This is a genomic window from Yokenella regensburgei ATCC 49455 (assembly GCF_000735455.1).
GTDB lineage: Bacteria > Pseudomonadota > Gammaproteobacteria > Enterobacterales > Enterobacteriaceae > Yokenella > Yokenella regensburgei.
This window is the reverse complement of the sequence record NZ_JMPS01000064.1, coordinates 1-23,882: the sequence shown is the minus strand read 5'-3', so window position 1 is coordinate 23,882 and position 23,882 is coordinate 1. Positions and strand designations below refer to the sequence as shown.

The 23,882-nt window shown below is 54.8% G+C and carries 22 protein-coding genes and 5 tRNA genes; 16 read left to right on the top strand and 11 right to left on the bottom strand.

Going from position 1 to position 23,882, the window contains the following annotated elements:
* Positions 1-51: 51 nt before the first annotated feature.
* A complete protein-coding gene (mlaA, locus tag GYRE_RS14510) occupies positions 52-807 on the bottom strand; it encodes a phospholipid-binding lipoprotein MlaA (protein ID WP_006821024.1) in 756 nt (251 codons plus the stop codon).
* A 249-nt stretch (positions 808-1,056) separates the two neighbouring features.
* Here mlaA and GYRE_RS14505 point away from each other — a divergent pair.
* The 3 genes from GYRE_RS14505 (at position 1,057) to GYRE_RS14495 (ending at position 2,274) form a co-directional block, all read left to right on the top strand.
* Positions 1,057-1,131 (top strand) — tRNA-Arg (locus GYRE_RS14505).
* A gap of 90 nt (positions 1,132-1,221) precedes the next feature.
* Positions 1,222-1,761, top strand: coding sequence for a DUF2058 domain-containing protein (locus GYRE_RS14500; RefSeq protein ID WP_006821025.1), 540 nt, complete (start codon positions 1,222-1,224; stop codon positions 1,759-1,761).
* Between the two features lie 42 nt (positions 1,762-1,803).
* The gene (locus GYRE_RS14495; RefSeq protein WP_038256206.1) at positions 1,804-2,274 is read left to right on the top strand and encodes a WbuC family cupin fold metalloprotein; all 471 of its coding nucleotides are present in this window, start codon (positions 1,804-1,806) and stop codon (positions 2,272-2,274) included.
* Between the two features lie 5 nt (positions 2,275-2,279).
* Here GYRE_RS14495 and cynR read toward each other — a convergent pair whose 3' ends face one another.
* Positions 2,280-3,149, bottom strand: coding sequence for a transcriptional regulator CynR (gene cynR / locus GYRE_RS14490; RefSeq protein ID WP_038256204.1), 870 nt, complete (start codon positions 3,147-3,149; stop codon positions 2,280-2,282).
* 110 nt (positions 3,150-3,259) lie between these two features.
* On the opposite strand from cynR, the gene cynT reads away from it, so the two are divergent.
* The 4 genes from cynT (at position 3,260) to ypdK (ending at position 6,010) form a co-directional block, all read left to right on the top strand.
* Complete coding sequence (gene cynT / locus GYRE_RS14485) at positions 3,260-3,919, top strand: carbonic anhydrase CynT (RefSeq protein ID WP_038256202.1); 660 nt, start codon at positions 3,260-3,262, stop codon at positions 3,917-3,919.
* 31 nt (positions 3,920-3,950) lie between these two features.
* Positions 3,951-4,421 (top strand): cyanase, encoded by a 471-nt coding sequence (cynS, locus tag GYRE_RS14480; protein ID WP_038256201.1) that lies wholly within the window; start codon positions 3,951-3,953, stop codon positions 4,419-4,421.
* Positions 4,422-4,426: 5 nt separating this feature from the next.
* Positions 4,427-5,608, top strand: coding sequence for a cyanate transporter (locus GYRE_RS14475; protein WP_038256383.1), 1,182 nt, complete (start codon positions 4,427-4,429; stop codon positions 5,606-5,608).
* A gap of 330 nt (positions 5,609-5,938) precedes the next feature.
* On the top strand, positions 5,939-6,010 hold the full coding sequence (gene ypdK / locus GYRE_RS24555) for a membrane protein YpdK (RefSeq protein WP_010723117.1): 72 nt from the start codon (positions 5,939-5,941) through the stop codon (positions 6,008-6,010).
* A 54-nt stretch (positions 6,011-6,064) separates the two neighbouring features.
* Here ypdK and alaC read toward each other — a convergent pair whose 3' ends face one another.
* Positions 6,065-7,303 carry an alanine transaminase gene (alaC, locus tag GYRE_RS14470; protein ID WP_006821033.1) on the bottom strand — a complete coding sequence of 413 codons (1,239 nt, stop codon included), beginning with the start codon at positions 7,301-7,303 and terminating at the stop codon, positions 6,065-6,067.
* Between the two features lie 390 nt (positions 7,304-7,693).
* Here alaC and GYRE_RS14465 point away from each other — a divergent pair, with 390 nt between their 5' ends.
* Both GYRE_RS14465 and GYRE_RS14460 read left to right on the top strand, forming a co-directional pair.
* On the top strand, positions 7,694-9,391 hold the full coding sequence (locus tag GYRE_RS14465; RefSeq protein ID WP_006821034.1) for a sensor histidine kinase: 1,698 nt from the start codon (positions 7,694-7,696) through the stop codon (positions 9,389-9,391).
* Between the two features lie 12 nt (positions 9,392-9,403).
* The gene (locus GYRE_RS14460) at positions 9,404-10,132 is read left to right on the top strand and encodes a LytR/AlgR family response regulator transcription factor (RefSeq protein WP_038256199.1); all 729 of its coding nucleotides are present in this window, start codon (positions 9,404-9,406) and stop codon (positions 10,130-10,132) included.
* Positions 10,133-10,148: 16 nt separating this feature from the next.
* Here GYRE_RS14460 and glk read toward each other — a convergent pair whose 3' ends face one another.
* A complete protein-coding gene (gene glk / locus GYRE_RS14455) occupies positions 10,149-11,114 on the bottom strand; it encodes a glucokinase (RefSeq protein WP_006821036.1) in 966 nt (321 codons plus the stop codon).
* A gap of 205 nt (positions 11,115-11,319) precedes the next feature.
* Between glk and GYRE_RS14450 the strand changes: the two genes are divergently transcribed.
* A complete protein-coding gene (locus GYRE_RS14450) occupies positions 11,320-12,552 on the top strand; it encodes an ion channel protein (RefSeq protein ID WP_038256197.1) in 1,233 nt (410 codons plus the stop codon).
* On the opposite strand, the gene GYRE_RS14445 is transcribed toward GYRE_RS14450, so the two are convergent.
* Positions 12,553-14,214, bottom strand: a complete 1,662-nt coding sequence (locus GYRE_RS14445; protein ID WP_038256195.1) for an alpha-keto acid decarboxylase family protein — start codon at positions 14,212-14,214, stop codon at positions 12,553-12,555.
* Between the two features lie 260 nt (positions 14,215-14,474).
* Between GYRE_RS14445 and ypeC the strand changes: the two genes are divergently transcribed.
* Entirely contained in the window at positions 14,475-14,804 is a 330-nt protein-coding gene (ypeC, locus tag GYRE_RS14440; protein ID WP_006821041.1) for a DUF2502 domain-containing protein YpeC, read from the top strand.
* 53 nt (positions 14,805-14,857) lie between these two features.
* Here ypeC and GYRE_RS25195 read toward each other — a convergent pair whose 3' ends face one another.
* Both GYRE_RS25195 and GYRE_RS14430 read right to left on the bottom strand, forming a co-directional pair.
* Positions 14,858-15,412 carry a helix-turn-helix domain-containing protein gene (locus GYRE_RS25195; RefSeq protein ID WP_157248457.1) on the bottom strand — a complete coding sequence of 185 codons (555 nt, stop codon included), beginning with the start codon at positions 15,410-15,412 and terminating at the stop codon, positions 14,858-14,860.
* A 127-nt stretch (positions 15,413-15,539) separates the two neighbouring features.
* The gene (locus GYRE_RS14430; protein ID WP_038256193.1) at positions 15,540-16,778 is read right to left on the bottom strand and encodes an Nramp family divalent metal transporter; all 1,239 of its coding nucleotides are present in this window, start codon (positions 16,776-16,778) and stop codon (positions 15,540-15,542) included.
* Between the two features lie 353 nt (positions 16,779-17,131).
* Between GYRE_RS14430 and nupC the strand changes: the two genes are divergently transcribed.
* Complete coding sequence (nupC, locus tag GYRE_RS14425) at positions 17,132-18,334, top strand: nucleoside permease NupC (protein WP_006821044.1); 1,203 nt, start codon at positions 17,132-17,134, stop codon at positions 18,332-18,334.
* 42 nt (positions 18,335-18,376) lie between these two features.
* Here nupC and GYRE_RS14420 read toward each other — a convergent pair whose 3' ends face one another.
* The 3 genes from GYRE_RS14420 to GYRE_RS14410 form a co-directional block, all read right to left on the bottom strand.
* Positions 18,377-20,557, bottom strand: a complete 2,181-nt coding sequence (locus tag GYRE_RS14420) for an EAL domain-containing protein (protein ID WP_006821045.1) — start codon at positions 20,555-20,557, stop codon at positions 18,377-18,379.
* Between the two features lie 203 nt (positions 20,558-20,760).
* Positions 20,761-20,836: transfer RNA gene (locus GYRE_RS14415), tRNA-Ala, on the bottom strand.
* A 39-nt stretch (positions 20,837-20,875) separates the two neighbouring features.
* A tRNA-Ala gene (locus GYRE_RS14410) sits at positions 20,876-20,951 on the bottom strand.
* A 218-nt stretch (positions 20,952-21,169) separates the two neighbouring features.
* Between GYRE_RS14410 and GYRE_RS14405 the strand changes: the two genes are divergently transcribed.
* Positions 21,170-21,520 carry a YfeC-like transcriptional regulator gene (locus GYRE_RS14405; RefSeq protein WP_006821046.1) on the top strand — a complete coding sequence of 117 codons (351 nt, stop codon included), beginning with the start codon at positions 21,170-21,172 and terminating at the stop codon, positions 21,518-21,520.
* 7 nt (positions 21,521-21,527) lie between these two features.
* On the top strand, positions 21,528-21,929 hold the full coding sequence (locus GYRE_RS14400) for a YfeC-like transcriptional regulator (RefSeq protein ID WP_006821047.1): 402 nt from the start codon (positions 21,528-21,530) through the stop codon (positions 21,927-21,929).
* 48 nt (positions 21,930-21,977) lie between these two features.
* Here GYRE_RS14400 and gltX read toward each other — a convergent pair whose 3' ends face one another.
* On the bottom strand, positions 21,978-23,393 hold the full coding sequence (gltX, locus tag GYRE_RS14395) for a glutamate--tRNA ligase (RefSeq protein WP_038256190.1): 1,416 nt from the start codon (positions 23,391-23,393) through the stop codon (positions 21,978-21,980).
* A gap of 256 nt (positions 23,394-23,649) precedes the next feature.
* Here gltX and GYRE_RS14390 point away from each other — a divergent pair.
* Positions 23,650-23,725, top strand: a tRNA-Val gene (locus GYRE_RS14390).
* Between the two features lie 46 nt (positions 23,726-23,771).
* Positions 23,772-23,847: transfer RNA gene (locus GYRE_RS14385), tRNA-Val, on the top strand.
* Positions 23,848-23,882 lie beyond the last annotated feature (35 nt).

Below are 23,882 nucleotides of genomic sequence, written 5' to 3'. Positions count from 1 at the left end.
AAAAAGGTGAGCTTCGCGCTCACCTTTTTCTTTTCTGCTTTCTACACCGTTTTACTGCGAATCGATGTCTTTCAGTTCATCCTGAATCGCCTGCGCGTTCGGGTTTTCCGCCGGTTTCAGCTTACCGCCGCTGGCGATAAAGTCGTGACGCTGGAAGTAGGCTTCACGCACCATGATGTACGGATCGGAAGACTGGCGCAGCAGACCGTCGGAATCGAGCAGCTGAGCACGGGTTTCAATCCCTTCAATCGCCCATTTACCGATAGACATAGGCCAGGTCAACCACGACAGCGCCGGGTAGAGGTCATCGACAAAGTCACCGCCTTCATCACGCAGCGTGAAGCTACCGTAGAACGGCAACTGCACGTACGGGCCATAACCTACGCCATAATGCCCTAACGTACTACCGAAGCGGTGCGGTTCAACGCGCTGCAGTTTCTGGTTAGACATGCCAGCAACATCAATCAAACCACCCATCCCGAGAATGGTGTTCAGGAAGAAACGGGTAAAGTGCACCATCCCCTGATACGGATCCCCCTGCAGGAACATGTTGACCATGATGGCAGGCTCTTCCAGGTTACTGGTGAAGTTGCTCAGGCCATTACGCGCTGGCTGCGGCATATAATCACGCCACACAACCGCGACGGGACGCAGAACATACGGATCCACAACGTTAAAGTTGAAGTTGTACATGGTGCGGTTAAAACCCTCAAGCGGGTCTGAACGCCCCTGCTGTTGATCTCCCGAACTGGCGCAACCCACCAGTAAAGCCGCACTCAGCGCAAGCGCCGACAGGCGAAAATTCATAACGGTCTCCCTGATTCGACAGATTAGTGCAAATGCCGTCCCTGACGGAACGCTAATCTGTCACTGTCATCATAGTTTCTTCAATGATTCTATACATATTTTGACATATTCGTATGGCTATTCTTGCCATCGCGGCAAATTAAGATTTTGGCTTCAGGTGCAAAAAATGTGCTAACTGACCAGACTTTGAGCACTCAACCGCTTCTGACTTAACCTGAGTCCTTAAAAACGTTATAATCTTTCGGCTTCGTCCCCTTAGTTAAATGGATATAACGAGCCCCTCCTAAGGGCTAGTTGCAGGTTCGATTCCTGCAGGGGACACCATTGGCACCCGTGCCAGCCTTCGGTAAAGCCCCTCTCAGCACTAATTGCGGTATAATCTCGTATACGATTTAACAGGCGTTTGAAACGAAAATGACAAAACTCACACTCCAAGAGCAAATGCTTAAAGCGGGCCTGGTCAGCAGTAAGAAGCTGGACAAAGTGCAACGTTCGTCGAAAAAATCACGAGTGATGGCCCGTGAGGCGAGAGAGGCCGTAGAAGCCAACAAAAAAGCGCAGCTTGAACGTGATAAACAGCTCAGCGAGCAGCAAAAGCAGGCTACGCTGTCGAAAGAGTATCAGGCGCAGATTAAGCAGCTGATTGAGATGAACCGCATTACTCTTACCAAACCTGACATCGGTTTCAATTTTACCGACGGTAGCGTCATCAAAAAGCTGTACGTTGACAAAACCACGCAAACGCAGCTCACCAAAGGCCGCCTCGCGATTGCGCGCCTGTCGACCACAAGCGGTGCGGAGAGTGAATACGCCATCATCCCGGCGGTCGTGGCCAGTAAAATTGCCCAGCGCGATGCCAGCTACATCGTCTTTGGCAACGAGCCAGACAAAGACACTCCGGATGAAGACGATCCGTATGCCGATTTCGTAGTGCCAGATGATTTGATGTGGTAGAACGTTCAATATTTCCTATGAAAGGTCAGGCGGTTAACCCCTATGAAACAAATCACATTCAGTGACCTCAAGCAGCAGAGCGAAGCGGCGGCGAACGCCCCGCGCCTGCGCGCCCATCGTAACCTTCACCCGGAGCTGAGCGACCCGGTGCAGCGTCTGGCAATTGCCATGGAGCCCGGCACCTATATTCGTCCACATCGTCATCCGCACACCTTCGAGCTGCTGCTGCCGTTGAGCGGCCGCTTCGTGGTGCTGAACTTCGATGAGCAAGGCGTCGTCACGCAGCGCACCGTGTTAGGTGAAGACTGCGCGGCGCTGGAGATGGACGCGGGCACCTGGCACGCGGTGCTGTCGCTGGATAACGGCGGGGTAATTTTTGAAGTGAAGCACGGCGGGTATCAGCCGGTGCCGGAGCAGGACTCCGCCCCGTGGGCACCGGCCGAAGGTCAGGCGGGCACCCATGAGCTGATGGCATGGTATAAAGACGCGCAGCCTGGCGACCGCTGGTCCTGATTCTGTCAGCCTCCCAAAGCCATCCTGACAAATTCTTTCCCGGCCGTGGTCTGCCAGCTATTCTTGCGACGCAACAATACGGCCGTTCTCTCCAGCAGCGGCGGAGAGAGGCGAATGGCGCTGAGCTCCTGTTGTTGTGTGGCAATCGCGGCAGGCAGCAGCGTGGAAAGTGATGTACGCCGAATCAGCTCCAGCACAGCGCTGATAGAGTTTGCCTCCATTACCACCTGAGGATGCAGCCCGGCCTGCTCGCAATAGTGATCAATCTGTTCCCTGGTCGCAAATTCGGCGCTGAGGAGAACCAGTTTTTCTTCATTCAGCCGGCTCCGCTCCACCTGTTCTTGGCCGGCCAGCGGATGATGCTGTGCGACCACCAGCGCCAGGCTTTCCGTTAGCAACGGAATGGCTTCCAGCTCTGGCGCATGCTGGCTCTCAAAGGCAATGCCGACGTCCAGCTCATCACGGCAAAGCAGCTCCTCCATTCTCTCCTGCGACATCTCCTGCAGCTGAAGCGTAATGCCGGGATAAGACGCATAAAAGTCTGCCATTAATGGCCCGATAAAGTAGCTGGTAAAGGTTGGCGTTACTGCGACACGCAGCGAGCCGCGCGTTAGATCGGCAACATCGTGAATAGCACGTTTCCCGGCTCCCAGCTCCTGCAACGCCCGAGTAGCGTACTGACGCCAGACTTCACCGGCATCCGTCAGGCGAATTGTCCTTCCACTGCGGTCAAACAGCGGCACCCCCAGGCTCTCCTCCAGCTGGCGGATCTGCTGCGAAAGCGCGGGTTGGGAGACGTGTAGTGCGCTCGCCGCACGCGTAAAGCTGCCATGTTCTGCCACGGCAAGAAAGTAGTTGATATGTCGAAACAGCATTGGCGAACCTATAAGTAAATGCAATAGAACTCATCATAAATGAGTCTTTTACCTTATAGCAACGGACGAGTAGTCTGCTCCTCATTGCAAAGCCAACCAGAGGATTAGCGGTGAAAGAGATTATTGACGGTTTCCTTAAATTCCAGCGCGAAGCATTTCCTGAGCGCGAAGCGTTGTTTAAACAGCTGGCGACGCAGCAGAGCCCGCGCACCCTGTTTATCTCCTGCTCCGACAGCCGGCTGGTGCCAGAGCTGGTCACGCAGCGCGAACCCGGAGATCTGTTTGTGATCCGCAACGCCGGTAATATCGTCCCCTCTTATGGGCCAGAGCCCGGCGGGGTTTCTGCCTCAGTGGAATACGCCGTCGCAGCGCTTCGTGTGTCAGACATTGTGATATGTGGCCATTCTAACTGTGGTGCAATGACCGCGATTGCCAGCTGCCAGTGCCTGGACCATATGCCCGCCGTTTCCCACTGGCTACGCTATGCTGATTCTGCCCGCGTAGTGAATGAGGCGCGTCCACATACCGATTTACCTTCCAAAACCGCAGCAATGGTGCGCGAAAACGTGGTTGCCCAGCTGGCCAATCTGCAAACTCATCCGTCGGTGCGGCTGGCGCTGGAAGAAGGACGTATCGCGCTGCACGGCTGGGTTTACGACATAGAAAGCGGCAGCATTGCTGCCTTTGACGGCGCGACACGTCAGTTTGTGCCGCTTGCTTCCCATCCCGGCGTGTGTGCGGTGCCCCTGCGCCAGCAAACCGCGGCTTAACCTTACATTTTCATCCATCAGGAGATTCACCATGATTCAGTCCCAAATTAACCGCAATATTCGTCTGAACCTTGCCGATGCCATTCTGCTCAGCAAAGCGAAAAAAGATCTCTCATTTGCCCAGATTGCCGACGGCACCGGCCTTGCAGAAGCCTTCGTTACCGCTGCCCTGCTTGGCCAGCAGGCGCTGCCTGCTGAAGCCGCCCGCCTGGTTGGCGCGAAGCTGGATCTCGATGAAGAGGCCATTCTGCTGCTGCAGAGCATTCCACTGCGCGGCTGCATTGAAGACCGTGTCCCGACGGATCCAACGATGTACCGTTTCTACGAAATGCTGCAGGTGTATGGCACGACTCTGAAAGCGCTGGTTCATGAGAAGTTCGGCGACGGCATCATCAGCGCCATCAACTTCAGGCTCGATGTGAAGAAAGTCGCCGATCCGGAAGGTGGCGAGCGCGCCGTCATCACTCTCGACGGCAAATACCTGCCAACTAAACCGTTCTGATGGCGATGAGCTACCGTCAAAAAACGGGCCTGATGCTGCTGGTCCTGGTGCTGATTGGCCTCAACATGCGACCGCTGCTGACCTCCGTCGGGCCCCTGCTACCGCAGCTTCGTCAGGCGAGTGGGATGAGCTTTACCGTGGCTGCCCTGCTGACCGCCCTGCCGGTGGTCGCCATGGGCGGGCTGGCGCTCGCCGGAAGCTGGATCCATCGGCACGTCAGCGAGCGGCGCAGCGTGGCCTTTAGCCTGTTGCTGATTGCCGCTGGTGCATTGATGCGTGAGCTCTTCCCCCAAAGCGCGCTGCTGCTTGGCAGCGCACTGCTCGGCGGGATCGGGATCGGCATTATTCAGGCCGTCATGCCTTCGGTCATTAAGCGGCTGTTTCACCACCGTACACCGGTGGTGATGGGACTGTGGTCGGCAGCGCTGATGGGCGGCGGCGGCCTCGGTGCCGCATTGACGCCCTGGCTTGCCCGGCACAGCGAGGTCTGGCACCGTTCACTTGCCTGGTGGGCACTGCCTGCGATTATCGCCCTCTTCGGCTGGTGGTTACAGAGCCGCCGTCTGCCCCCCTCGGGACACAACACCACCACCACCTCGCTTCGTATCCCACTGACCCCCCGCGCCTGGACGCTTGGCCTTTACTTCGGCCTGATTAACGGCGGATATGCCAGCCTCATTGCCTGGCTGCCCGCCTACTATATGGAGAGTGGATCCAGCGCGCAGTACAGCGGTTCTCTGCTCGCCCTGATGACGCTTGGACAAACCGCCGGTGCCTTGCTGATGCCAGCCATGGCCCGCCATCAGGACAGACGCAAACTACTGATGCTGGCGCTGGCATTACAGCTGGCAGGTTTTTGCGGTTTTATCTGGCTCCCGTTACAGGCTCCGGTGCTGTGGGCAATGGTGTGTGGATTTGGCCTGGGCGGCGCTTTTCCGCTGTGTCTGGTGCTGGCGCTCGACCACTCTCCACAACCCGCTATTGCTGGCAGGCTGGTCGCGTTTATGCAGGGGATAGGTTTTATTCTCGCCGGGCTCTCACCCTGGCTCTCCGGTGTTTTGCGCGGCGTTAGCGGAAACTATGTTGTGGACTGGACGTTTCACGCGTTATGCGTCATTGGACTGATGCTATTAACCCTGCGTTTTGCACCCGCACGTTTTCCGAAGCAATGGACAGAAGAGGCCTGATCCAGGCCTCTGAATTACCCACAAAATCAATAAGGTAAAGACCCGGTTTTTTCGCGCTGCGAAACGTCGCTCGATTGAAATATATTACCAGATGAAATTAAACTGTCGCCTAATCCCGACACTCGTAAGTTACTAAAAGTAAATAAGAAAATCCCGCTTGCAGCCCCACATTTTTAGGCGTACATTACGCCCGTCTGGAGCGATAACGCACAGAATTCTGAGGTGATGCCAACGCGAAATCCGGCTGATTTTTTATTCGGTTTCAGGCGGGGGTCAGCTCTCTACAATCAGTACCTTAGGCGTAGCCATCCCTACGCGGAGTGATGAGTCGTGAAATACTTCTTTATGGGCATCTCTTTTATGGTCATCGTGTGGGCCGGTACTTTTGCCCTGATGATCTAGAGCGGGTAACAAGCCAGAAAAAAAACAGGAGCCATTTGGCTCCTGTTTGTGTTTTTACTCACCGCTTTCGGCTGGCGTTTTCGCCGGGGCGGGTAGCAGGCCATCGGCACGGAACATTGCTTTAATCCCCCTGACGGCCTGGCGAATACGATCGCGGTTCTCAATCAGCGCAAAACGCACATGGGTGTCGCCATAATCACCGAAACCAATCCCCGGTGAAACGCAGACTTTGGCATCCTGTAGCAGCTTTTTCGCAAACTCAAGCGACCCCATTGCCGCGTAGGGCTCCGGAATTTTTGCCCACACGTACATCGACGCTTTCGGCATTTCTACCATCCATCCGGCTTCATGCAGCCCTTTTACCAGCACGTCGCGGCGGCGTTTGTACTGCTCGGCAATATCGCGAACGCACTGCTGGTCACCTTCCAGTGCGGCAATAGCCGCCACCTGCAGTGGCGTGAACGTGCCGTAGTCGTGGTAGCTTTTAATACGCGCCAGGGCGTTAACCAGCACCGGGTTACCCACCATAAAGCCGATGCGCCAGCCGGCCATGTTGTAGCTTTTAGACAGGGTAAAGAATTCGACCGCAACGTCACGGGCGCCGGGCACCTGCATAATGGAAGGGGCTTTCCAGCCGTCGTAGACGATATCGGCATACGCCAGGTCATGCACCACCAGCACGTCGTAGCGTTTCGCCAGCGCGACCACTTTTTCAAAGAACTCGAGTTCGACGCACTGCGCCGTCGGGTTTGACGGGAAGCCGAGGATCATCATTTTTGGCTTCGGATAGCTCTCGCGAATGGCGCGTTCCAGTTCATTAAAGAAATCGACCCCCTCCACCAGCGGCACCGAGCGCACCTGCGCCCCGGCTATCACCGCACCGTAGATGTGGATCGGATAACTCGGGTTTGGCACCAGCACCGTATCACCGTGATCGAGGGTCGCGAGCATTAAGTGCGCCAGCCCCTCTTTCGAACCGATGGTGACGATGGCTTCCGTCTCCGGGTCTATCTCGACGTCGTAGCGATCCTGATACCAGCGCGAAATTGCCCGACGCAGACGCGGAATACCGCGTGAGGTGGAATAGCCGTGAGTATCCGGGCGCTGGGCGACAGTGCAGAGCTTCTCCACGATGTGCGGCGGCGTGGCGCCGTCCGGGTTGCCCATGCTGAAATCGATAATATCTTCGCCGCGCCGACGCGCAGCCATTTTCAGCTCAGCCGTAATATTGAAAACATAAGGGGGAAGACGATCGATACGCGTAAAACGGCGTTCAGGACTGAAGTCAGCCATAGATTCCTCAGAGTAACGTTAGCGCCCGGACCGTCCGAGCGACGCTGCCGCGCATGCGGCATACTCCAGAATTAGCGCAAAACACCTCACGCTGTCGAGAGGGAAAACAAAAAAAAGTTATACGGCATGAAAAGAGGAACAGCAGGAAGTGAATGCGGAAAAACGATTCCCCGTATTACCCTAATTAAAAACTCTATTTAACACATAAGCATCAATTGCATTACCAGCAGGATTCATCTGAGAGATGGGATTGGCGTTATAACAGTAAGGCTTTGCATAATCCCCTTTTAAAAGCGTGGTTTTTCCGGTTTATACCAAAGAGGTGATTGCTGGTCATCCGGCGGCGGGTTCCTTATCATAATACTTTCATACGACTTCTACGGCTTTCTCATGCACGAAATTTTTACCATGCTGCTGGCAGTTTTCGATCGTGCGGCACTGATGCTGATCTGTCTGTTTTTCCTGATCCGCATCCGCCTGTTCCGCGAACTGCTGCACAAATCGGCGCACACCCCCAAAGAGCTGCTGGCGGTGACCGCCATTTTCTCCATGTTCGCGCTGTTCAGCACCTGGTCCGGCGTGCCGGTAGAAGGCTCACTGGTTAACGTGCGCGTGATTGCCGTTATGTCAGGTGGGATCCTCTTCGGCCCGTGGGTGGGGATAATTACCGGCCTGATTGCCGGGGTGCACCGCTATCTGATAGATATCGGTGGCGTAACCGCCGTGCCCTGTCTTATCACCAGCATTATCGCCGGTATTCTTTCCGGCTGGATCCACCTTCGCATTCCGAAAGCACAGCACTGGCGGGTGGGCATTCTCGCCGGGATGTTGTGCGAAACGCTGACCATGATTCTGGTGGTGCTCTGGGCGCCCACCTATGCGCTGGGCCTCGATATTGTCTCTAAAATCGGTATTCCGATGATCTTCGGCAGCGTCTGTATCGGTTTTATCGTGCTGCTGGTGCGAAGCGTCGAGGGCGAGAAAGAGGCGAGTGCTGCCCGTCAGGCCAAGCTGGCGCTGGATATTGCTAACAAAACCCTGCCGCTGTTTCGCCATGTCGACAGCGAATCACTGCGCAAGGTTTGCGATATTATCCGCCGGGATATACACGCCGACGCCGTCGCCATCACCAATACCGAACACGTACTGGCCTACGTCGGCGTCGGGGAAGACAACTACCGTAACCGCGACGACTTTGTCAGCCCGACCACCCGACAGTCGATAAACTACGGAAAAATCATCATTAAAAACAATGATGAAGCCCACCGCACGCCGGAGATCCACTCGATGCTGGTGATCCCGCTGTGGGAGAAAGGCGTCGTGACCGGGACGCTTAAAATCTACTACTGTCACGCCCATCAGATAACCTCTTCCCTGCAGGAGATGGCGGTCGGGCTGTCGCAAATTATCTCTACCCAGCTTGAAGTATCCCGCGCCGAGCAGCTGCGTGAAATGGCAAATAAGGCAGAGCTTCGCGCACTACAGAGCAAGATAAATCCTCATTTCCTGTTTAACGCCCTGAACGCTATCTCTTCTTCGATTCGCCTGAATCCGGACACCGCCCGGCAGCTGATTTTCAATCTGTCGCGCTATCTGCGCTATAACATCGAGCTTAATGACGATGAGCAGATTGATATCAAGAAAGAGCTGTACCAGATTAAGGATTATATCGCCATCGAACAGGCGCGATTTGGCGATAAACTGACGGTGATTTACGACATTGATGATGAGATAAGCTGCGTGATCCCAAGCCTGCTAATCCAGCCGCTGGTAGAAAACGCCATCGTACACGGCATACAGCCGTGCAAGGGCAAAGGGGTCGTGACGATAAGCGTCGCTGAGTGTGGTCATCGGGTGCGCATCAGCGTGCGTGACACCGGTCATGGCATTGACCCGAAAGTGATTGAGCGGGTAAACGCTAACGAAATGCCCGGTAACAAAATTGGCCTGCTCAACGTTCACCACCGGGTGAAACTGCTGTATGGAGAAGGGCTGCACATCCGCCGCCTTGAGCCCGGCACCGAAATCGCCTTTTATGTGCCTGACCAGCGTACCCCGGTTACCGCACCGGCATCGCTGTTACCCTGATCTGGAGTTCAGATGAAAGTTATTATTGTTGAAGATGAATTCCTGGCCCAGCAGGAGCTGACCTGGCTTATTAAAGCGCACAGTCAGATGGACATTGTCGGTACTTTTGACGATGGCCTCGACGTGCTGAAGTTCCTGCAGCACAACAAAGTCGACGCTATTTTTCTCGACATCAATATCCCGTCGCTGGATGGCGTATTGCTGGCGCAGAACATCAGCCAGTTTGCCCATAAGCCGTTCATTGTGTTTATTACCGCATGGAAAGAGCATGCGGTAGAAGCGTTCGAGCTGGAGGCGTTTGACTATATTCTCAAGCCATACCAGGAATCGCGCATCATTACCATGCTGCAAAAGCTGGAGAGCGCCTGGCAGCAGCAAGCGGGTGCCAGCGGCGGTAGCGTAACGCGTGAGAACGACACCATTAACCTGGTCAAAGATGAGCGGATTATCGTCACCAGCATCAACGATATCTATTATGCGGAAGCGCATGAGAAGATGACCTTCGTCTACACCCGGCGCGAATCCTACGTGATGTCGATGAACATCACCGAGTTTTGCAGCCGCCTGCCGCCCTCACACTTCTTCCGCTGCCATCGCTCATACTGCGTGAATCTGAATAAGATCCGCGAAATAGAACCCTGGTTCAACAACACCTATATTCTGCGGCTGCGCGATCTGGATTTTCAGGTACCGGTCAGCCGCAGTAAGGTGAAAGAGTTCCGCCAGCTAATGCACCTGTAGGCGCGCAGCCGAAAGATTAAAGGATCTGCCCCAGCGTCTGACGCAGGTGCGCGCCAGAGCCCAGCAGTCCTGGGTTGTCATGAACGATGAGATACACCGGAATATCCTGCACATAGGCTTTGAAGCGCCCTTTGTCTTCAAAGCCGCCGCGGAATCCTGAAGCTTTAAAGAACTCAAGGAAGCGCGGCACGATACCTCCGGCGATATACACACCGCCGAAAGTCCCCAGCGTCAGCGCCAGGTTACCGCCAAAGCGGCCCATGATGACGCAAAACAGCGACAGCGCACGGCGACAGTCAATGCAGGTATCAGCCAGCGCGCGTTCGGTAATGTCTTTAGGCTGCAGGTTTTCCGGCAAACGCCCGTCAGATTTCACCACCGCACGGTACAGGTTAATCAGCCCCGGACCCGAAAGTACACGCTCGGCAGAGACATGGCCCAGCTCGCTGCGTAGCGCATCGAGAATGATCGCCTCTTCTTCGCTGTTCGGCGCAAAGTCGACGTGGCCGCCCTCACCCGGCAGGCTCACCCAGCGTTTATCAACATGCACCAGATGCGCCACGCCAAGACCGGTTCCGGCGCCGTAGACCGCCACCGGCTTACCCTCAACCGGCTCAGCGCCGCCGAACTGGATCAAATGCTCTTTTTTCAGCATCGGGATAGCCATGGAAACCGCAGTGAAATCATTGATGATTTCGAGATGCGTAAAGCCGAGGTTTTGCTTCATTTCCGCAATGGAGAAGGCCCAGGTATGGTTGGTCATTGCCACCCAGTCACCGGTAATTGGGCATGCAATGGCGATACACCCGGCATCAACCGCAACCCCAACCTCTTTCAGGTAAACCTGAACCACCGCCTCAAGGCTCGGGTAGTCCAGCCCGGACCAGGTCTTCTCCTGTGAGATTTCGCCACTGGCAAGATTACACAGCGCCAGTCGTGCGTTGGTACCGCCGACGTCCCCTACTAACGCAAACTTTGTCATTCTGTTACGGCTCCGCTAAAGTCAGAATTACTTATTTGGCACACTGTAAATTCATGAGGCGGTAACAACAACGCCCGCGGCGCTGATGGCCCAGGATTATCGATCTGCGTCACAGATTAAGTTTATCGTTTCAGCACCATTTGCACTGACGCGAAAAATGAAGGGGTGCAAAGTAGCGTGCGCCCGTTGATACAAGGAAATCACCATGCTGCACCCGCGAGCCCGCGCGATGTTGCTTCTCTCTGTGCCAGCCCTGATTATTGGCATCGCCTCCAGCCTGATTCTGGTGGCGGTGATGAAGATAGCTGCTGTTCTGCAAAATCTGCTCTGGAGTACGCTTCCGGCGAGTCTCGGCGTTAACCTGGGCTCTAACGCGTGGGTCATGCTGATACTGACCCTGACCGGCGTCGCGGTGGGGCTCGTTATCCGCTTCAGTCCTGGCCATGCTGGCCCCGATCCGGCCACCGAGCCGTTAATTGGTGCCCCGGTCGCCACCAGCGCCTTACCGGGGCTAATTATCGCACTGATTCTGGGCCTTGCCGGCGGCGTTAGCCTTGGCCCGGAGCACCCGATCATGGCGGTGAATATCGCGCTTGCGGTCGCACTCGGGGCGCGCCTGTTCCCCCGGGTCGGCTCCCTCGACTGGACCATTCTCGCCGCCGCGGGCACTATCGGCGCGCTGTTCGGCACCCCTGTCGCCGCCGCGCTGATTTTCTCCCAGACCCTCAGCAGCAGTAGCGATGTGCCGCTCTGGGATCGTCTGTTTGCCCCCCTGCTGGCCGCTGCCGCCGGGGCGCTCACCACCAGCCTGTTCTTTCACCCGCATTTTTCGCTGCCGATTGCCCATTATGGCGAGATGCGGCTGACGGATATCTTTAGCGGCGCCGTCGTTGCGGCGATTGCGATTGCCGTCGGGATGGTTGGCGTCTGGTGTCTGCCGCGCCTGCATGCCCTGCTGCATCGCCTGAAAAGCCCGGTACTCACTCTCGCAGCGGGCGGTTTCCTGCTTGGGCTACTTGGGGTGACGGGCGGGCATATTTCGCTGTTTAAAGGCCTTGATGAGATGCAGCAACTGGCCACCAGCCAGACGCTGGGTGCCGGGGACTTTATGCTGATTGCGCTGGTGAAACTGGCGGCGTTGGTGATTGCTTCCGCCAGTGGTTTTCGGGGTGGGCGTATTTTTCCAGCGGTGTTCGTCGCCGTCGCGCTGGGGCTGATGCTGCATGCCCACGTGGAGGCTGTTCCGGCAGCTATTACCGTTTCCTGTGCCATTCTCGGGCTGGTGCTGGTCGTCACTCGCGACGGCTGGCTGAGCCTGTTTATGGCGGCCGTCGTGGTACCTGACAGCACGCTGGTGCCGCTCCTGTGCATCGTGATGCTGCCAGCCTGGCTGCTGCTGGCAGGCAAACCGATGATGATGGCGCGGCACCGCGATTAATCACCCGTTGCTGTTACGAGCCTCGAGCGACTGGGTGACCACCCGTAAAAAGTGTGGGATGTCCTGACGCGGAAGCACCACTTCCACCAGCGTCAGGCTGTCGCTTTCGGTGCAACGGTTAAGCACCTCCTTCAGCTGTGCTGCCTGCGTTACCCGCCAGCACTGCGCCTTGCTGTCCGGGCGGAATACCTGCGGCAGCATCGTCCAGTCCCACAGTGCGATATCGTTGTAGCGCTCTTCCGGGCCGTGGATCGCACGTTCCACCGTGTAGCCCTCGTTATTGAGCAGCAAAATTAGCGGGCGCTGATTATCACGCAGCATGGAGCTCATCTCCTGAATGGTGAGCTGCGCCGCGCCGTCACCGACAATCAGCACTACCCGTCTGTCCGGTGCGGCAGTTTGTGCACCAAACGCCGCCGGAAGGGTGAAACCAATCGAGCCCCACAGCGGTTGCGCAATCAGCATGACGTCCGCCGGGAATTTGACCGCCGCAACGCCAAAGGCCGCCGTTCCCTGATCCGCCAGCACGATATCCCCCGGCCGCAGGCTGTCCTGTAGCGTGCTCCAGAAATTACTTTGCGTGAGCGCACCCAGATCTTCATCGTGAACCGGACAACAGCACGAGCGGGGCGGCGACCACTCCGGTGCAAGCGGTGTTGCGACCTCAATCAGCGCCATTAGTGCATGACGAATCGGGATCCGGCTAAACCAGACCTTCCCTACGCGGGCGGCAAACGGCTGTAGCTCGATGGTTTTTTCAATTTCAAGATGCTGGGTAAATCCGGCGGTAATGGTATCGGTGAAACGGGTACCCACGCAGATAGTGGTATCAGCGCCTTCAATCGCCTCTCGGGTATGTTCGTCGCTGGCGATGCCGCTGTAGGTGCCCACAAACCCCGAGTGCTGCTCATTAAACAACCCTTTGCCCATCAGCATCGAAGCATGTGCCAGCGGCTGGGTTTCTACCCAATCACGCAGCATCTGTTGTAGTCCATAGCGGTGGGCGAGAAAGTCCGCCAGTAGTGCCACATGATGGCTGTTGCGCAGCATCAACGCTGCCTGTTCACGAAACGCCGCCAGCGCATTTTCATCCACCGTTGCGGCATCCACCACCAGCTTTTCTGACGGCGGCGTCGCAGGCGCTTTTGCCACATCGGCCGGCAGCATCAGGTACGCCGGGCGCCGGTGCGCCATCATCTCGGACAGCACGCGGTCGATCTCATGACAGGCGTTACCCACCGTCAGGTGCGCCTGGGCGCAGGTGACCTGTTCGCTCATCAGATAGAAGTGGTTAAAATTACCGTCGCCTAAGGTGTGGTGCAGCAGTTCACCGCGCTGCTGTGCGCTGGTGCGCGGCGCACCAACGATATGTAACACCGGGACGTATTCCGCAAAGCTGCCCGCCGTTCCGTTAATCGCGCTGAGTTCTCCTACGCCGTAAGTGGTTAACAAGGCTCCTGCCCCTTTCACGCGTCCATAACCATCTGCCGCATAGGCGGCGTTCAGTTCATTGGCACAGCCAACCCAGCGGACTGAATCGTGGGCGATAACATGATCGAGAAACTGCAGGTTGTAATCACCAGGAACGCCAAAGAGACTCTCGATGCCGAGAGAAGCGAGGCGGTCCAGCAGGTAATCACCGATGGTGTATGTCTGTTGCATGGCCTTGTTCCTTCCCCTGTACAGTTAATTGTGAGTATTGAAGAAGGCTGATGACTTTCCAGAACGCGCCGTAAAATGGCAGTGGAAAGCAAATTGTACAGAATGGCCGGGTGTAACTTCACGTGAACAAAAAAAGAACTGTTTTAGCAAAAAGTGCTGCCAGAACATGTTTCAGAGTGTTGCCGATGATTCGGGGGTTTACCTCCACGTAATATTGCGCTAACAAGCCGCTTACGGCTCCGTTCGTCGAGGAGAATAGTATGTTCAGGTCACTGATTATTGCAGCAATTTTGCTGGCATCAGCGCCAATGATTGCCAATGCTGGCGAGGTCACCCTGCTGCCATCCATCAAATTACAAATTGGCGATCGCGATAATTACGGAAATTACTGGGATGGCGGTGGCTGGCGCGATCGCGATTACTGGCATCGAAATTATGAATGGCGTGATAAGCGCTGGTGGCGCCATGATAATGGTCGTCATCGCGGCTGGGACAACCGTAAAGCCTATGAGCGCGGCTACCGTGAAGGCTGGGGCGACCGCGACGATCACCGTGGGTGGGGCGGTCGTGGACACGGACATCGCCACTAACCGGTTAGCGTCAGAGCCCTTTTCTGATAAGGGCTCTAAAATTTCCTGATACTTCAGATTAACGCTTCCTGCGGGATCATATTCTTCAGCGAAAAGAGTGCGTTGACTGAACTCCCTCCCAGCTTATTGAACAGATTAGCCCGGTGCGTATAGACGGTCTTCGGCGACAGGTTCAGCGCACTGGCAATCGCATTCACTTTCCTGCCATTCATCGTTTCACGCAGAATAAACGTCTCTTTCGCCGACAATGCTATGCGCTGCGGGTGTTTTATCGGCTGGCGAGAGGTTAAGCGCATGAGAGCGCTAAGCATTTCCGGGTACGGCGCTCTGGCACTCACCATCAGGCTGGCTTCGCACAGGTATTTAAGTTTAAGCGTGTCGAGGAGAAGCATTAAACGGCAGCGTTTATGTAACGCAGCAGCAGCCTCAAAACAGGCGGCGGTGGTGTGATTGAGATAAAAGATGACAACATCATCTTCACTGACGGCATCCATAAATCCCGGCGTATCGACTGAAACATACTGAGCGGTAAAACCGGCGTCCTGCACCAGAGCAGAAACACCGGCGCGCAAGTAAATATCATCACTAATGATAAATGTGCTTTTCATACGGCAAAACGGCCTGCAAATCTGAAATCGGTTCAGCTGCAGCATGCCATCACCGCACCCCTTCGCCGCAGTGATTTAGCCTTATCTAAGAATATAAGAAATCAATAATGAGGTTTTAATCAAGCTGTTACAGCCCGAACGCGGTTCCAATCAGCAGCCAGCCGTTGAGCGCAACAACCAGTACCACAATGATCCAGCCAGTCCGGCGGATAAGCGTGGTATTAACCAGATCGCCCATCAGTTTTTTATCACTGGTGAACACCAGTAGCGGCACCAGCGCCAGCGCAATCCCGAAGCTCAACAGCACCTGGCTCATCACCAGAATACGGGTCGGCTCAAGCCCGAGCAGGATCACAATAAACGATGGCAGCATGGTGACAGTACGGCGGAACCACAGTGGAATGTGGAATCGGATAAAGCCCTGCATCACCACCTGCCCTGCCAGGGTTCCCACCACGGTAGACGACAGGCCCGCTGCTATCAGACTCAACCCAAAGATGGTCGCCGCCGCGTGGCTAAGCAACGGCTCAAGCGTCAGATAAGCCTGATCGAGATCCGCGATCCCGGTGTGACCGTTGAAGTGGAAAGCGGCGGCGGCAGTCGCCATCATCGCCAGATTCACAAAACCGGCGATCGTCATTGCGATACCCACGTCCCAGCGGGTCGCGTTATAGCGTTCCTGGCGGGTACCGCCGTGCAGGTGCTGCGTTAAGGAAGAGTGGAGATAAATCACGTGTGGCATGATCGTGGCGCCGAGTACCCCGGCGGCGAGGAACACCGCTTCGCTGGTCGGTAGCGACGGCAGAACCATACCTTTTGCCAGCGCGGCGAGCTTCGGCTGCGAGAATACCAGCTCAACGATATAGGCCGCAGCGACGAACAGCAACAGACCGCCTATCACTTTCTCCAGCGGTTTCTGCCCACGGCGTTGCAGCATTAATATAAGGAAGGTGGCGATACCGGTCAGCACCGCGCCCTGCAACAGCGATACGCCGAAAATCAGCTTGAAGCCAATTGCGGCACCGATAAACTCCGCCAGGTCGGTTGCCATGGCGATGATTTCCGCCTGCACCCAGTAGAACCAGACCAGCGGACGCGGATAGTGATCGCGGATTTGTTCGGCGAGGTTTTTGCCGGTGGCAATGCCAAGCTTGGCGGAGAGGACCTGAATCAGCATCGCCATCAGGTTGGCCCATACCACTACCCACAGCAGTTGATAGCCGAAGCTGGCCCCGGCCTGGATGTTGGTCGCAAAGTTACCTGGATCAATATAACCGATGGCAGCAATGAACGCCGGTCCCATTAACGCGAACCTCATCTTGCGCGTCGCCCGACCGCTGCTACTCTCAACGCGACTGTTATCCATCATCTGCCTCTAAATATAGCCTTTGCTATGTTTCATATTACTAAAGTGCGAATGATTATCAAGTTCATTTAGAAAGGTGATAATGATTGCTCTGATAGATATGAACGATAGCGTTGCTGGGGTCGGTGGAGGTGACAGGCAAACATGTGCAACACGTGCTACCTTGTCATCAAGGTTAGTACAACAACACAACTTTTAACACATTTACTCAACATAACAAAAATGTATGGTCTATCACTATTTTTGAGTTTGCTCACAGCTTGTAACTATAGTGCGCGTCAGATCTCGTTTTCTTTTAGCTTGTTGCATAGAATGTGCACTGAAATTTAACCTGCATCATATTTGGAGCAAATATGGACCGCGTCCTTCACTTTGTCCTGGCGCTTGTCGTCGTGGCGATCCTGGCTTTGCTGGTAAGCAGCAATCGCAAGCAAATTCGCATTCGTTATGTTATTCAATTACTTGTGATTGAAGTTTTACTCGCCTGGTTCTTCCTTAACTCAGATGTTGGCCTGGGATTTGTGAAAGGCTTCTCCGAGATGTTCGAAAAACTTCTCGGCTTTGCGAATGATGGCACCAACTTCGTCTTCGGCAATATGAATGACAAAGGTCTGGCGTTCTTCTTCCTGAAAGTGCTGTGCCCTATCGTCTTTATCTCTGCACTGATCGGTATCCTGCAGCACATCCGCATTCTGCCTATCATTATTCGTGCGATTGGTACCGTGCTGTCGAAAGTCAACGGCATGGGTAAACTGGAATCTTTCAACGCCGTCAGCTCCCTGATCCTGGGTCAGTCTGAAAATTTCATCGCCTATAAAGATATCCTCGGCAAGATGTCCCGTAACCGCATGTACACCATGGCGGCTACCGCGATGTCTACCGTGTCCATGTCTATCGTTGGCGCCTACATGACCATGCTGGAACCGAAGTATGTGGTCGCCGCGCTGGTCCTGAACATGTTCAGCACCTTTATCGTTCTGTCGCTTATCAACCCGTACCGCGTTGAAGCCAGCGAAGAGAACATTCAGATGTCTAACCTGCACGAAGGCCAGAGCTTCTTCGAAATGCTGGGTGAGTACATTCTGGCAGGCTTCAAAGTGGCGATTATCGTTGCCGCAATGCTGATTGGTTTCATCGCGCTTATCGCTGCGCTGAACGCCCTGTTCGCGACCGTAACCGGCTGGTTCGGCTACAGCATCTCCTTCCAGGGGATTCTGGGCTACATCTTCTATCCGGTTGCATGGGTAATGGGCGTGCCGTCTGGCGAAGCGCTGCGCGTGGGCAGCATCATGGCGACCAAACTGGTTTCTAACGAATTCGTTGCGATGATGGATCTGCAGAAAGTTGCCGCTGAACTCTCCCCGCGTGCGGTAGGTATTCTGTCCGTCTTCCTGGTATCCTTCGCTAACTTCTCTTCTATCGGTATCATCGCTGGTGCGATCAAAGGCCTGAATGAAGAGCAAGGTAACGTGGTATCCCGCTTCGGTCTGAAACTGGTTTACGGTTCAACCCTGGTGAGCGTCCTGTCTGCATCTATCGCAGCACTGGTACTGTAAGACTGCTTTAACGAAAAACCGGGACCTTGCGTCCCGGTTTTTTTATGCCTGTAATTCCTCGAGTGGCCGTGGTTTGCCAAGCAAATAGCCCTGCAGATAATCCACGCCCAGTTGCAACAGCAGCGCTCTTTGCTCTTCAGTCTCAACATATTCGGCAACCACCGTCAGATGCTTTACTTTCGCCAGCGAGCAAATCGATTTCACAATCATTGCATCCATTGATTCAGTCATGATGTCCCGCACGAAGCAGCCATCAATCTTAACGATATCGGCCTCGACGCGCTTCAGGCGCTCAAAGTTGGCATAACCGGTACCAAAGTCGTCGATAGCAATCTGGCAGCCGTATTCGCGCAGTTGCTGAATGTTGTTGACGCTGGTTTCCGAGTTCGAGAATGCTTGTTCTTCCGTGATTTCGATGACGACCGTGCCGGGAGCCACCTGATAGCGTTCAAAGAGGGCAATAATCTCGCTGGCGCTCTCTTTTTGCATGAGCGTAGAGGGCATCAGGTTCACCGAAAACCGCTGCCCAGGATGGTTGCTGAGCGCTCTGAACAGCGTCTCCAGCACCTGCATATCAAAACGCTTACTCAGGTTAAATTGGGTAATTATCGGGATGAATTTATCAGGCGTCATGACGCCGTCTTCGCTGCGTAAGCGCGACAGGATTTCGTAATACCCCTCACCTTCACCATTAACAATCGGCTGCGCGAAGAGCCGTAAATCGTCGTTTTCCAGCGCCTGCTTTATCTGATTGAGCAGCAGCACGCGCTCGGTAGTGTTGCCAGATACCGCCGCTTTCCGGCTGTTCAGCGCCAGCACCCGGCGTGACGCGCAGGCCCGCTCCGACAGCCAGCTCAGTTGGCCAAGCGTATGGTGCAAATCCTCATCCTGTGCGTCCACCACGCTCCAGGATGCGCCAAACTGCAGCGGCAGTACCGTGTTATTCCAGACGATATTGCGATGATTAAGCACATCAACAATATGGGTCAGCCGCTCCGCCACCTCGCTGCCGTTCAGCACCAGCAGCAGTTCGCTGCCTGGAAGCTGAAACCAGCTCTCTTTCGCACCCAGCAGCGGTTGCAGTTCGCGGGCGATGGTTCGCTTGCAGTGTACCCGCATCATCATGCCGTAATGACGGCTCAGAAACTCAAGGTTATCAATACGCAGGCAGCAGAGGCTCACCTGTTTTCGCGTAGAGAGCGCGTACTCCAGCGCCCGCAGGTTAGGAAGCCCGGTGAGCGGATCCTGCATTGCCTGGTTCTGCCACTTCCGCTTGAGCAGGTCGCTACGCGCCCAGGTCTGAGCCATATAGAGCATGCATATCGTGAATGAAATGAGCGCTGACATGATAAACGCCAGAGAGTATTCGGTTTGCACCCCCTGCAGGAAATTACCGTTGTTCCACACCAGCAGATAAGCCGACAGCGCCCAGGCGAGACTCATCAGCGTCCAGGTCAGCTTCCCCACCCCGAGGAAAAAGAGGATAAAGATGAGCGGTACCAGATAACCGGCAATGTAATCCGATTTAAAAGGCGCGCAGAGCAGCAGCAGAATCGCTGTGAGCGTCGCAAACCAGTACAGCGTGAAATAGCGTCGCTGACGGCAATAGCTCGGCTGCACATTGCGTCGCCAGAAGGTACGGGCGTAGCGTGGATTCAACAGCATGCGCATCGGGTAATAGAACAGCAGCATAAAGACCAGCGAGGCGCTAATCAGTCCCTGCACGTCAACAATCATGTAGATAACCGATGACGATCCAAAAAAGCTCGAAATTTCGACCGGAAATGAAAAACACTCGCCGGCCAAATACATCGAGCCCTTGAATATCGCGGGCGTCACAAAGCAGAACCAAAAAATACGGACTCCCATGCTGCCTTTCGCAAAGCCAACGCGCCAGCGTCGGCCCAGTAACGCACGCACCACGATGGCGCTGACGAAAACACCGAACAGCTGGCAAAACAGTAAAATAGAAGACTGTGGCTGCGGCAGATCCAGCCGCCAGTCGTTGTTTAAGCCAAAGGTGATAATTAACGGCAGCACCGCGTGGCGGCCAAACAGCATCAGCACAGCCAAGGTCACACTGAGCGGTAACCAGGCAAGATAAATATCGTTACCGTCGATAACCGCTTTCGGCGAAATGAAGCGCGAGAAGGGAATAAAAATCAGACACAGGGCAAGCGCAAGCAGACCTTTTTTCATTGGAGCATTGAGTATAAAACGCATTATCGTCTGGTTGCTTTCCTGAGCTCATTTATTAACGGCACAAATAGTCAGGTGATTCGCACTGCAAATCAAGTTTACCTAAGGTGAAAAAATCTTAGTTTTCTTAAGGGTAGAGATATCAGTGGATTAGCGGTGGGAGACTAAGAAAATAAATCCTGATGCACAAAGCAAAAAACCCCCGCCGAGGCGAGGGTTTCGAATTTTGGTGGAGCTAAGCGGGATCGAACCGCTGACCTCTTGCATGCCATGCAAGCGCTCTCCCAGCTGAGCTATAGCCCCACAGTGTCTTTACATTCCAAATCCGCTGGGTGCAGGATTTGGTGGAGCTAAGCGGGATCGAACCGCTGACCTCTTGCATGCCATGCAAGCGCTCTCCCAGCTGAGCTATAGCCCCATCATGTAAAGCTGTCGTGTTGACGGGCGGCATAATATGAATTCCATTGCCAGGTGTCAACGGCAAAATCTTCACTTTCTAATCAACCGCTGAAAAAGCAAGCAAATGAAAGACATTGCGAGCTTGCTCGCAAGCAGTAGTTAAAGCCGTCACGTTTTCATTTAAAAGGATGCTATAACATGAAGCACTAATTCCCACACTTCCCGTCAGGAAATACTATGCTCAAGGAACGAATGACACCGGAGGAAATTGCCCACCTTACCGGCTACAGCCGACAAACCATCAACAAATGGGTGCGTAAAGAAGGTTGGGAGACCTCCCCTCGCCCCGGCGTTCAGGGTGGCAAGGCCCGCCTTGTTCATGTAAACGAACGCGTCAGGGAATTTATTCGCAGCGCACAGCGTGCCGCCAGCGATGCAGGAGCCGTTAATACCGGCAACCCTCGTTTTGACTCTCTTCTTCTTACTCTTGCCAAGGAAATGACCAACGCTGAACGCGAGCAACTCACTACCCTGTTAATACGCGAAGGGATCACCGGGTTGTTGCAGCGTCTGGGCATTCGAAACTGATTACGACATGAAAATACTGCACAGCAAAATGACTACCGAAGAACTGGCCCAATGCCTCGGCATGGCGAAACAAACTGTAAATCGGTGGATCCGCGAACAAGAATGGCAAACCGAAGTGATCCCGGGCGTGAAAGGCGGTCGGGCACGGTTGATCCATATCGATAATCGCGTGCGCGAATACCTCGCCAATACGCCAGCCCTTCGCCACTGGTCTACGCAGTACCAGCTGGCTGAACCGGTGCAAAGCTACGCCGCCCGGGAAGACTCTCCCGCTCTGCGGCAAATCTCCGATACGCTACATATGATGACTGACGCTGAGAAACAGCGGTTGGCGGTACTGCTGGCGCGAGAAGGGATCAGCGGTTTTCTTTCGCGTTTAGGCATTGCCGACGCGGCTCTGGTCAATTAAGACAAAAAAAACGGCAGGGTCATCCTGCCGTTTTTCATTTGAGGCCGCTTATTGCTGCGCTTCGCGCTCTGCAATGTAGCCCAGCGCTTTATTGATGCGTTCAATGCTGCGGGATTTACCGATAGCATGAACGGTAACATCGAGTGCCGGAGACTGGCCAGCACCGGTGACGGCGACGCGCAGCGGCATGCCGACTTTACCCATACCCACTTCCAGCTCATCGGCGGTTGCCTGAATCGCGTGATGCACGTTTTCTGCCGTCCATTCCGTGATGGCTGCGAGCTTATCACGCACCACTTCCAGCGGCTGACGCGCAACCGGACGCAGGTGTTTTTTCGCCGCATCCGCGTCGAACTCAGCAAAATCTTCGTAGAAGTAACGGCAGCTCTGGGCCATTTCTTTCAGCGTTTTGCAGCGTTCGCCCAGCAGTTTTACCAGCTCAGAGAGCTGCGGGCCGGTACGGGTGTCGATGTTTTCCTGCTCGATATGCCACTGCAGGTGAGTCGCCACGTACTCCGGTGCCAGCGTATTAATGTAGTGGTGGTTCAGCCACAGGAGTTTATCCGTGTTGAACGCACTTGCAGATTTACTGACCGCTCCCAGAGAGAACAGCTTGATCATCTCTTCGCGGGTGAAGATTTCCTGGTCACCGCTGGACCAGCCCAGACGCACCAGATAGTTGAGCAGCGCTTCCGGCAGATAGCCGTCGTCGCGATACTGCATCACGCTCACCGCGCCGTGACGTTTGGAAAGCTTTTTACCGTCGTCGCCGTTGATCATGGAAACGTGCGCGTACACCGGTACCGGCGCGTTCAGCGCTTTCAGGATGTTGATCTGGCGCGGGGTATTGTTGATATGATCTTCACCACGGATAACGTGAGTGATTTCCATATCCCAGTCATCGACCACCACGCAGAAGTTGTAGGTCGGGGAACCGTCGGTGCGGCGGATAATCAGATCGTCGAGTTCCTGGTTGCTGAACTCGATAGGGCCACGGATCTGGTCATCGAAAATTACGGAGCCATCCTGCGGGTTGGCAAAACGCACAACGCAAGGCTCATCGGCAGCATGATGCTCATGACCGTGGCGGCAGCGGCCGTCATAACGCGGCTTTTCACCGTTCGCCATCTGCTCTTCGCGCAGGGCTTCCAGACGCTCTTTAGAGCAATAGCACTTATAGGCAGTGCCAGCGACCAGCATTTCATCAATGACGGCGTTGTAGCGATCAAAACGTTTGGTCTGGAAGTACGGGCCTTCGTCCCACTCCAGGTTCAGCCAGTTCATTCCATCCATAATGGCTTCGATAGCTTCCGGGGTGGAGCGTTCGAGATCGGTATCTTCAATACGCAGCACAAACTCACCGTCGTGGTTGCGAGCAAAAAGCCAGGAATAGAGAGCAGTTCGTGCACCGCCGACGTGCAGGTAGCCGGTCGGGCTTGGCGCGAAGCGAGTTTTGATTTTCATGAAAAGGCCTTACGTTGGTATAGATGCCGACAACCGGCACATCCGAAAAAGGAGACGGCGGATATTCTATCACTGTGGCTTGATTCCTCAACGTTGTTCCCCTGCAAACGCGATGGAATGCCATTTTTGTTTATAAATCAGACCGCATGGGTGGTTTTGCGATCGTTTTGCCTAAAATTACGACGAACGAACAATTTCTTTAGAAAATGCGTTGACTCATTTTCAACTCTCCCTATAATGCGACTCCACACAGCGGGGGTGATTAGCTCAGCTGGGAGAGCACCTCCCTTACAAGGAGGGGGTCGGCGGTTCGAACCCGTCATCACCCACCAACTACTTTATGTAGTCTCCGCCGTGTAAAGCAAGAAATTGAGAAGTGGGTGATTAGCTCAGCTGGGAGAGCACCTCCCTTACAAGGAGGGGGTCGGCGGTTCGATCCCGTCATCACCCACCACTTTCTCGCCAGCTGGATTTCTTGTTGTAGTATGT

Excerpts from the sequence above, each read along its gene's own strand:
- mlaA (WP_006821024.1), bottom strand. The coding sequence starts at position 807 with ATGAATTTTCGCCTGTCGGCGCTTGCGCTGAGTGCGGCTTTACTGGTG.
- GYRE_RS14500 (WP_006821025.1), top strand. The coding sequence starts at position 1,222 with ATGACAAAACTCACACTCCAAGAGCAAATGCTTAAAGCGGGCCTGGTC.
- GYRE_RS14495 (WP_038256206.1), top strand. The coding sequence starts at position 1,804 with ATGAAACAAATCACATTCAGTGACCTCAAGCAGCAGAGCGAAGCGGCG.
- cynR (WP_038256204.1), bottom strand. The coding sequence starts at position 3,149 with ATGCTGTTTCGACATATCAACTACTTTCTTGCCGTGGCAGAACATGGC.
- cynS (WP_038256201.1), top strand. The coding sequence starts at position 3,951 with ATGATTCAGTCCCAAATTAACCGCAATATTCGTCTGAACCTTGCCGAT.
- GYRE_RS14475 (WP_038256383.1), top strand. The coding sequence starts at position 4,427 with ATGAGCTACCGTCAAAAAACGGGCCTGATGCTGCTGGTCCTGGTGCTG.
- alaC (WP_006821033.1), bottom strand. The coding sequence starts at position 7,303 with ATGGCTGACTTCAGTCCTGAACGCCGTTTTACGCGTATCGATCGTCTT.
- GYRE_RS14465 (WP_006821034.1), top strand. The coding sequence starts at position 7,694 with ATGCACGAAATTTTTACCATGCTGCTGGCAGTTTTCGATCGTGCGGCA.
- GYRE_RS14460 (WP_038256199.1), top strand. The coding sequence starts at position 9,404 with ATGAAAGTTATTATTGTTGAAGATGAATTCCTGGCCCAGCAGGAGCTG.
- glk (WP_006821036.1), bottom strand. The coding sequence starts at position 11,114 with ATGACAAAGTTTGCGTTAGTAGGGGACGTCGGCGGTACCAACGCACGA.
- GYRE_RS14450 (WP_038256197.1), top strand. The coding sequence starts at position 11,320 with ATGCTGCACCCGCGAGCCCGCGCGATGTTGCTTCTCTCTGTGCCAGCC.
- GYRE_RS14445 (WP_038256195.1), bottom strand. The coding sequence starts at position 14,214 with ATGCAACAGACATACACCATCGGTGATTACCTGCTGGACCGCCTCGCT.
- ypeC (WP_006821041.1), top strand. The coding sequence starts at position 14,475 with ATGTTCAGGTCACTGATTATTGCAGCAATTTTGCTGGCATCAGCGCCA.
- GYRE_RS25195 (WP_157248457.1), bottom strand. The coding sequence starts at position 15,412 with ATGAAAAGCACATTTATCATTAGTGATGATATTTACTTGCGCGCCGGT.
- GYRE_RS14430 (WP_038256193.1), bottom strand. The coding sequence starts at position 16,778 with ATGGATAACAGTCGCGTTGAGAGTAGCAGCGGTCGGGCGACGCGCAAG.
- nupC (WP_006821044.1), top strand. The coding sequence starts at position 17,132 with ATGGACCGCGTCCTTCACTTTGTCCTGGCGCTTGTCGTCGTGGCGATC.
- GYRE_RS14420 (WP_006821045.1), bottom strand. The coding sequence starts at position 20,557 with ATGCGTTTTATACTCAATGCTCCAATGAAAAAAGGTCTGCTTGCGCTT.
- GYRE_RS14405 (WP_006821046.1), top strand. The coding sequence starts at position 21,170 with ATGCTCAAGGAACGAATGACACCGGAGGAAATTGCCCACCTTACCGGC.
- GYRE_RS14400 (WP_006821047.1), top strand. The coding sequence starts at position 21,528 with ATGAAAATACTGCACAGCAAAATGACTACCGAAGAACTGGCCCAATGC.
- gltX (WP_038256190.1), bottom strand. The coding sequence starts at position 23,393 with ATGAAAATCAAAACTCGCTTCGCGCCAAGCCCGACCGGCTACCTGCAC.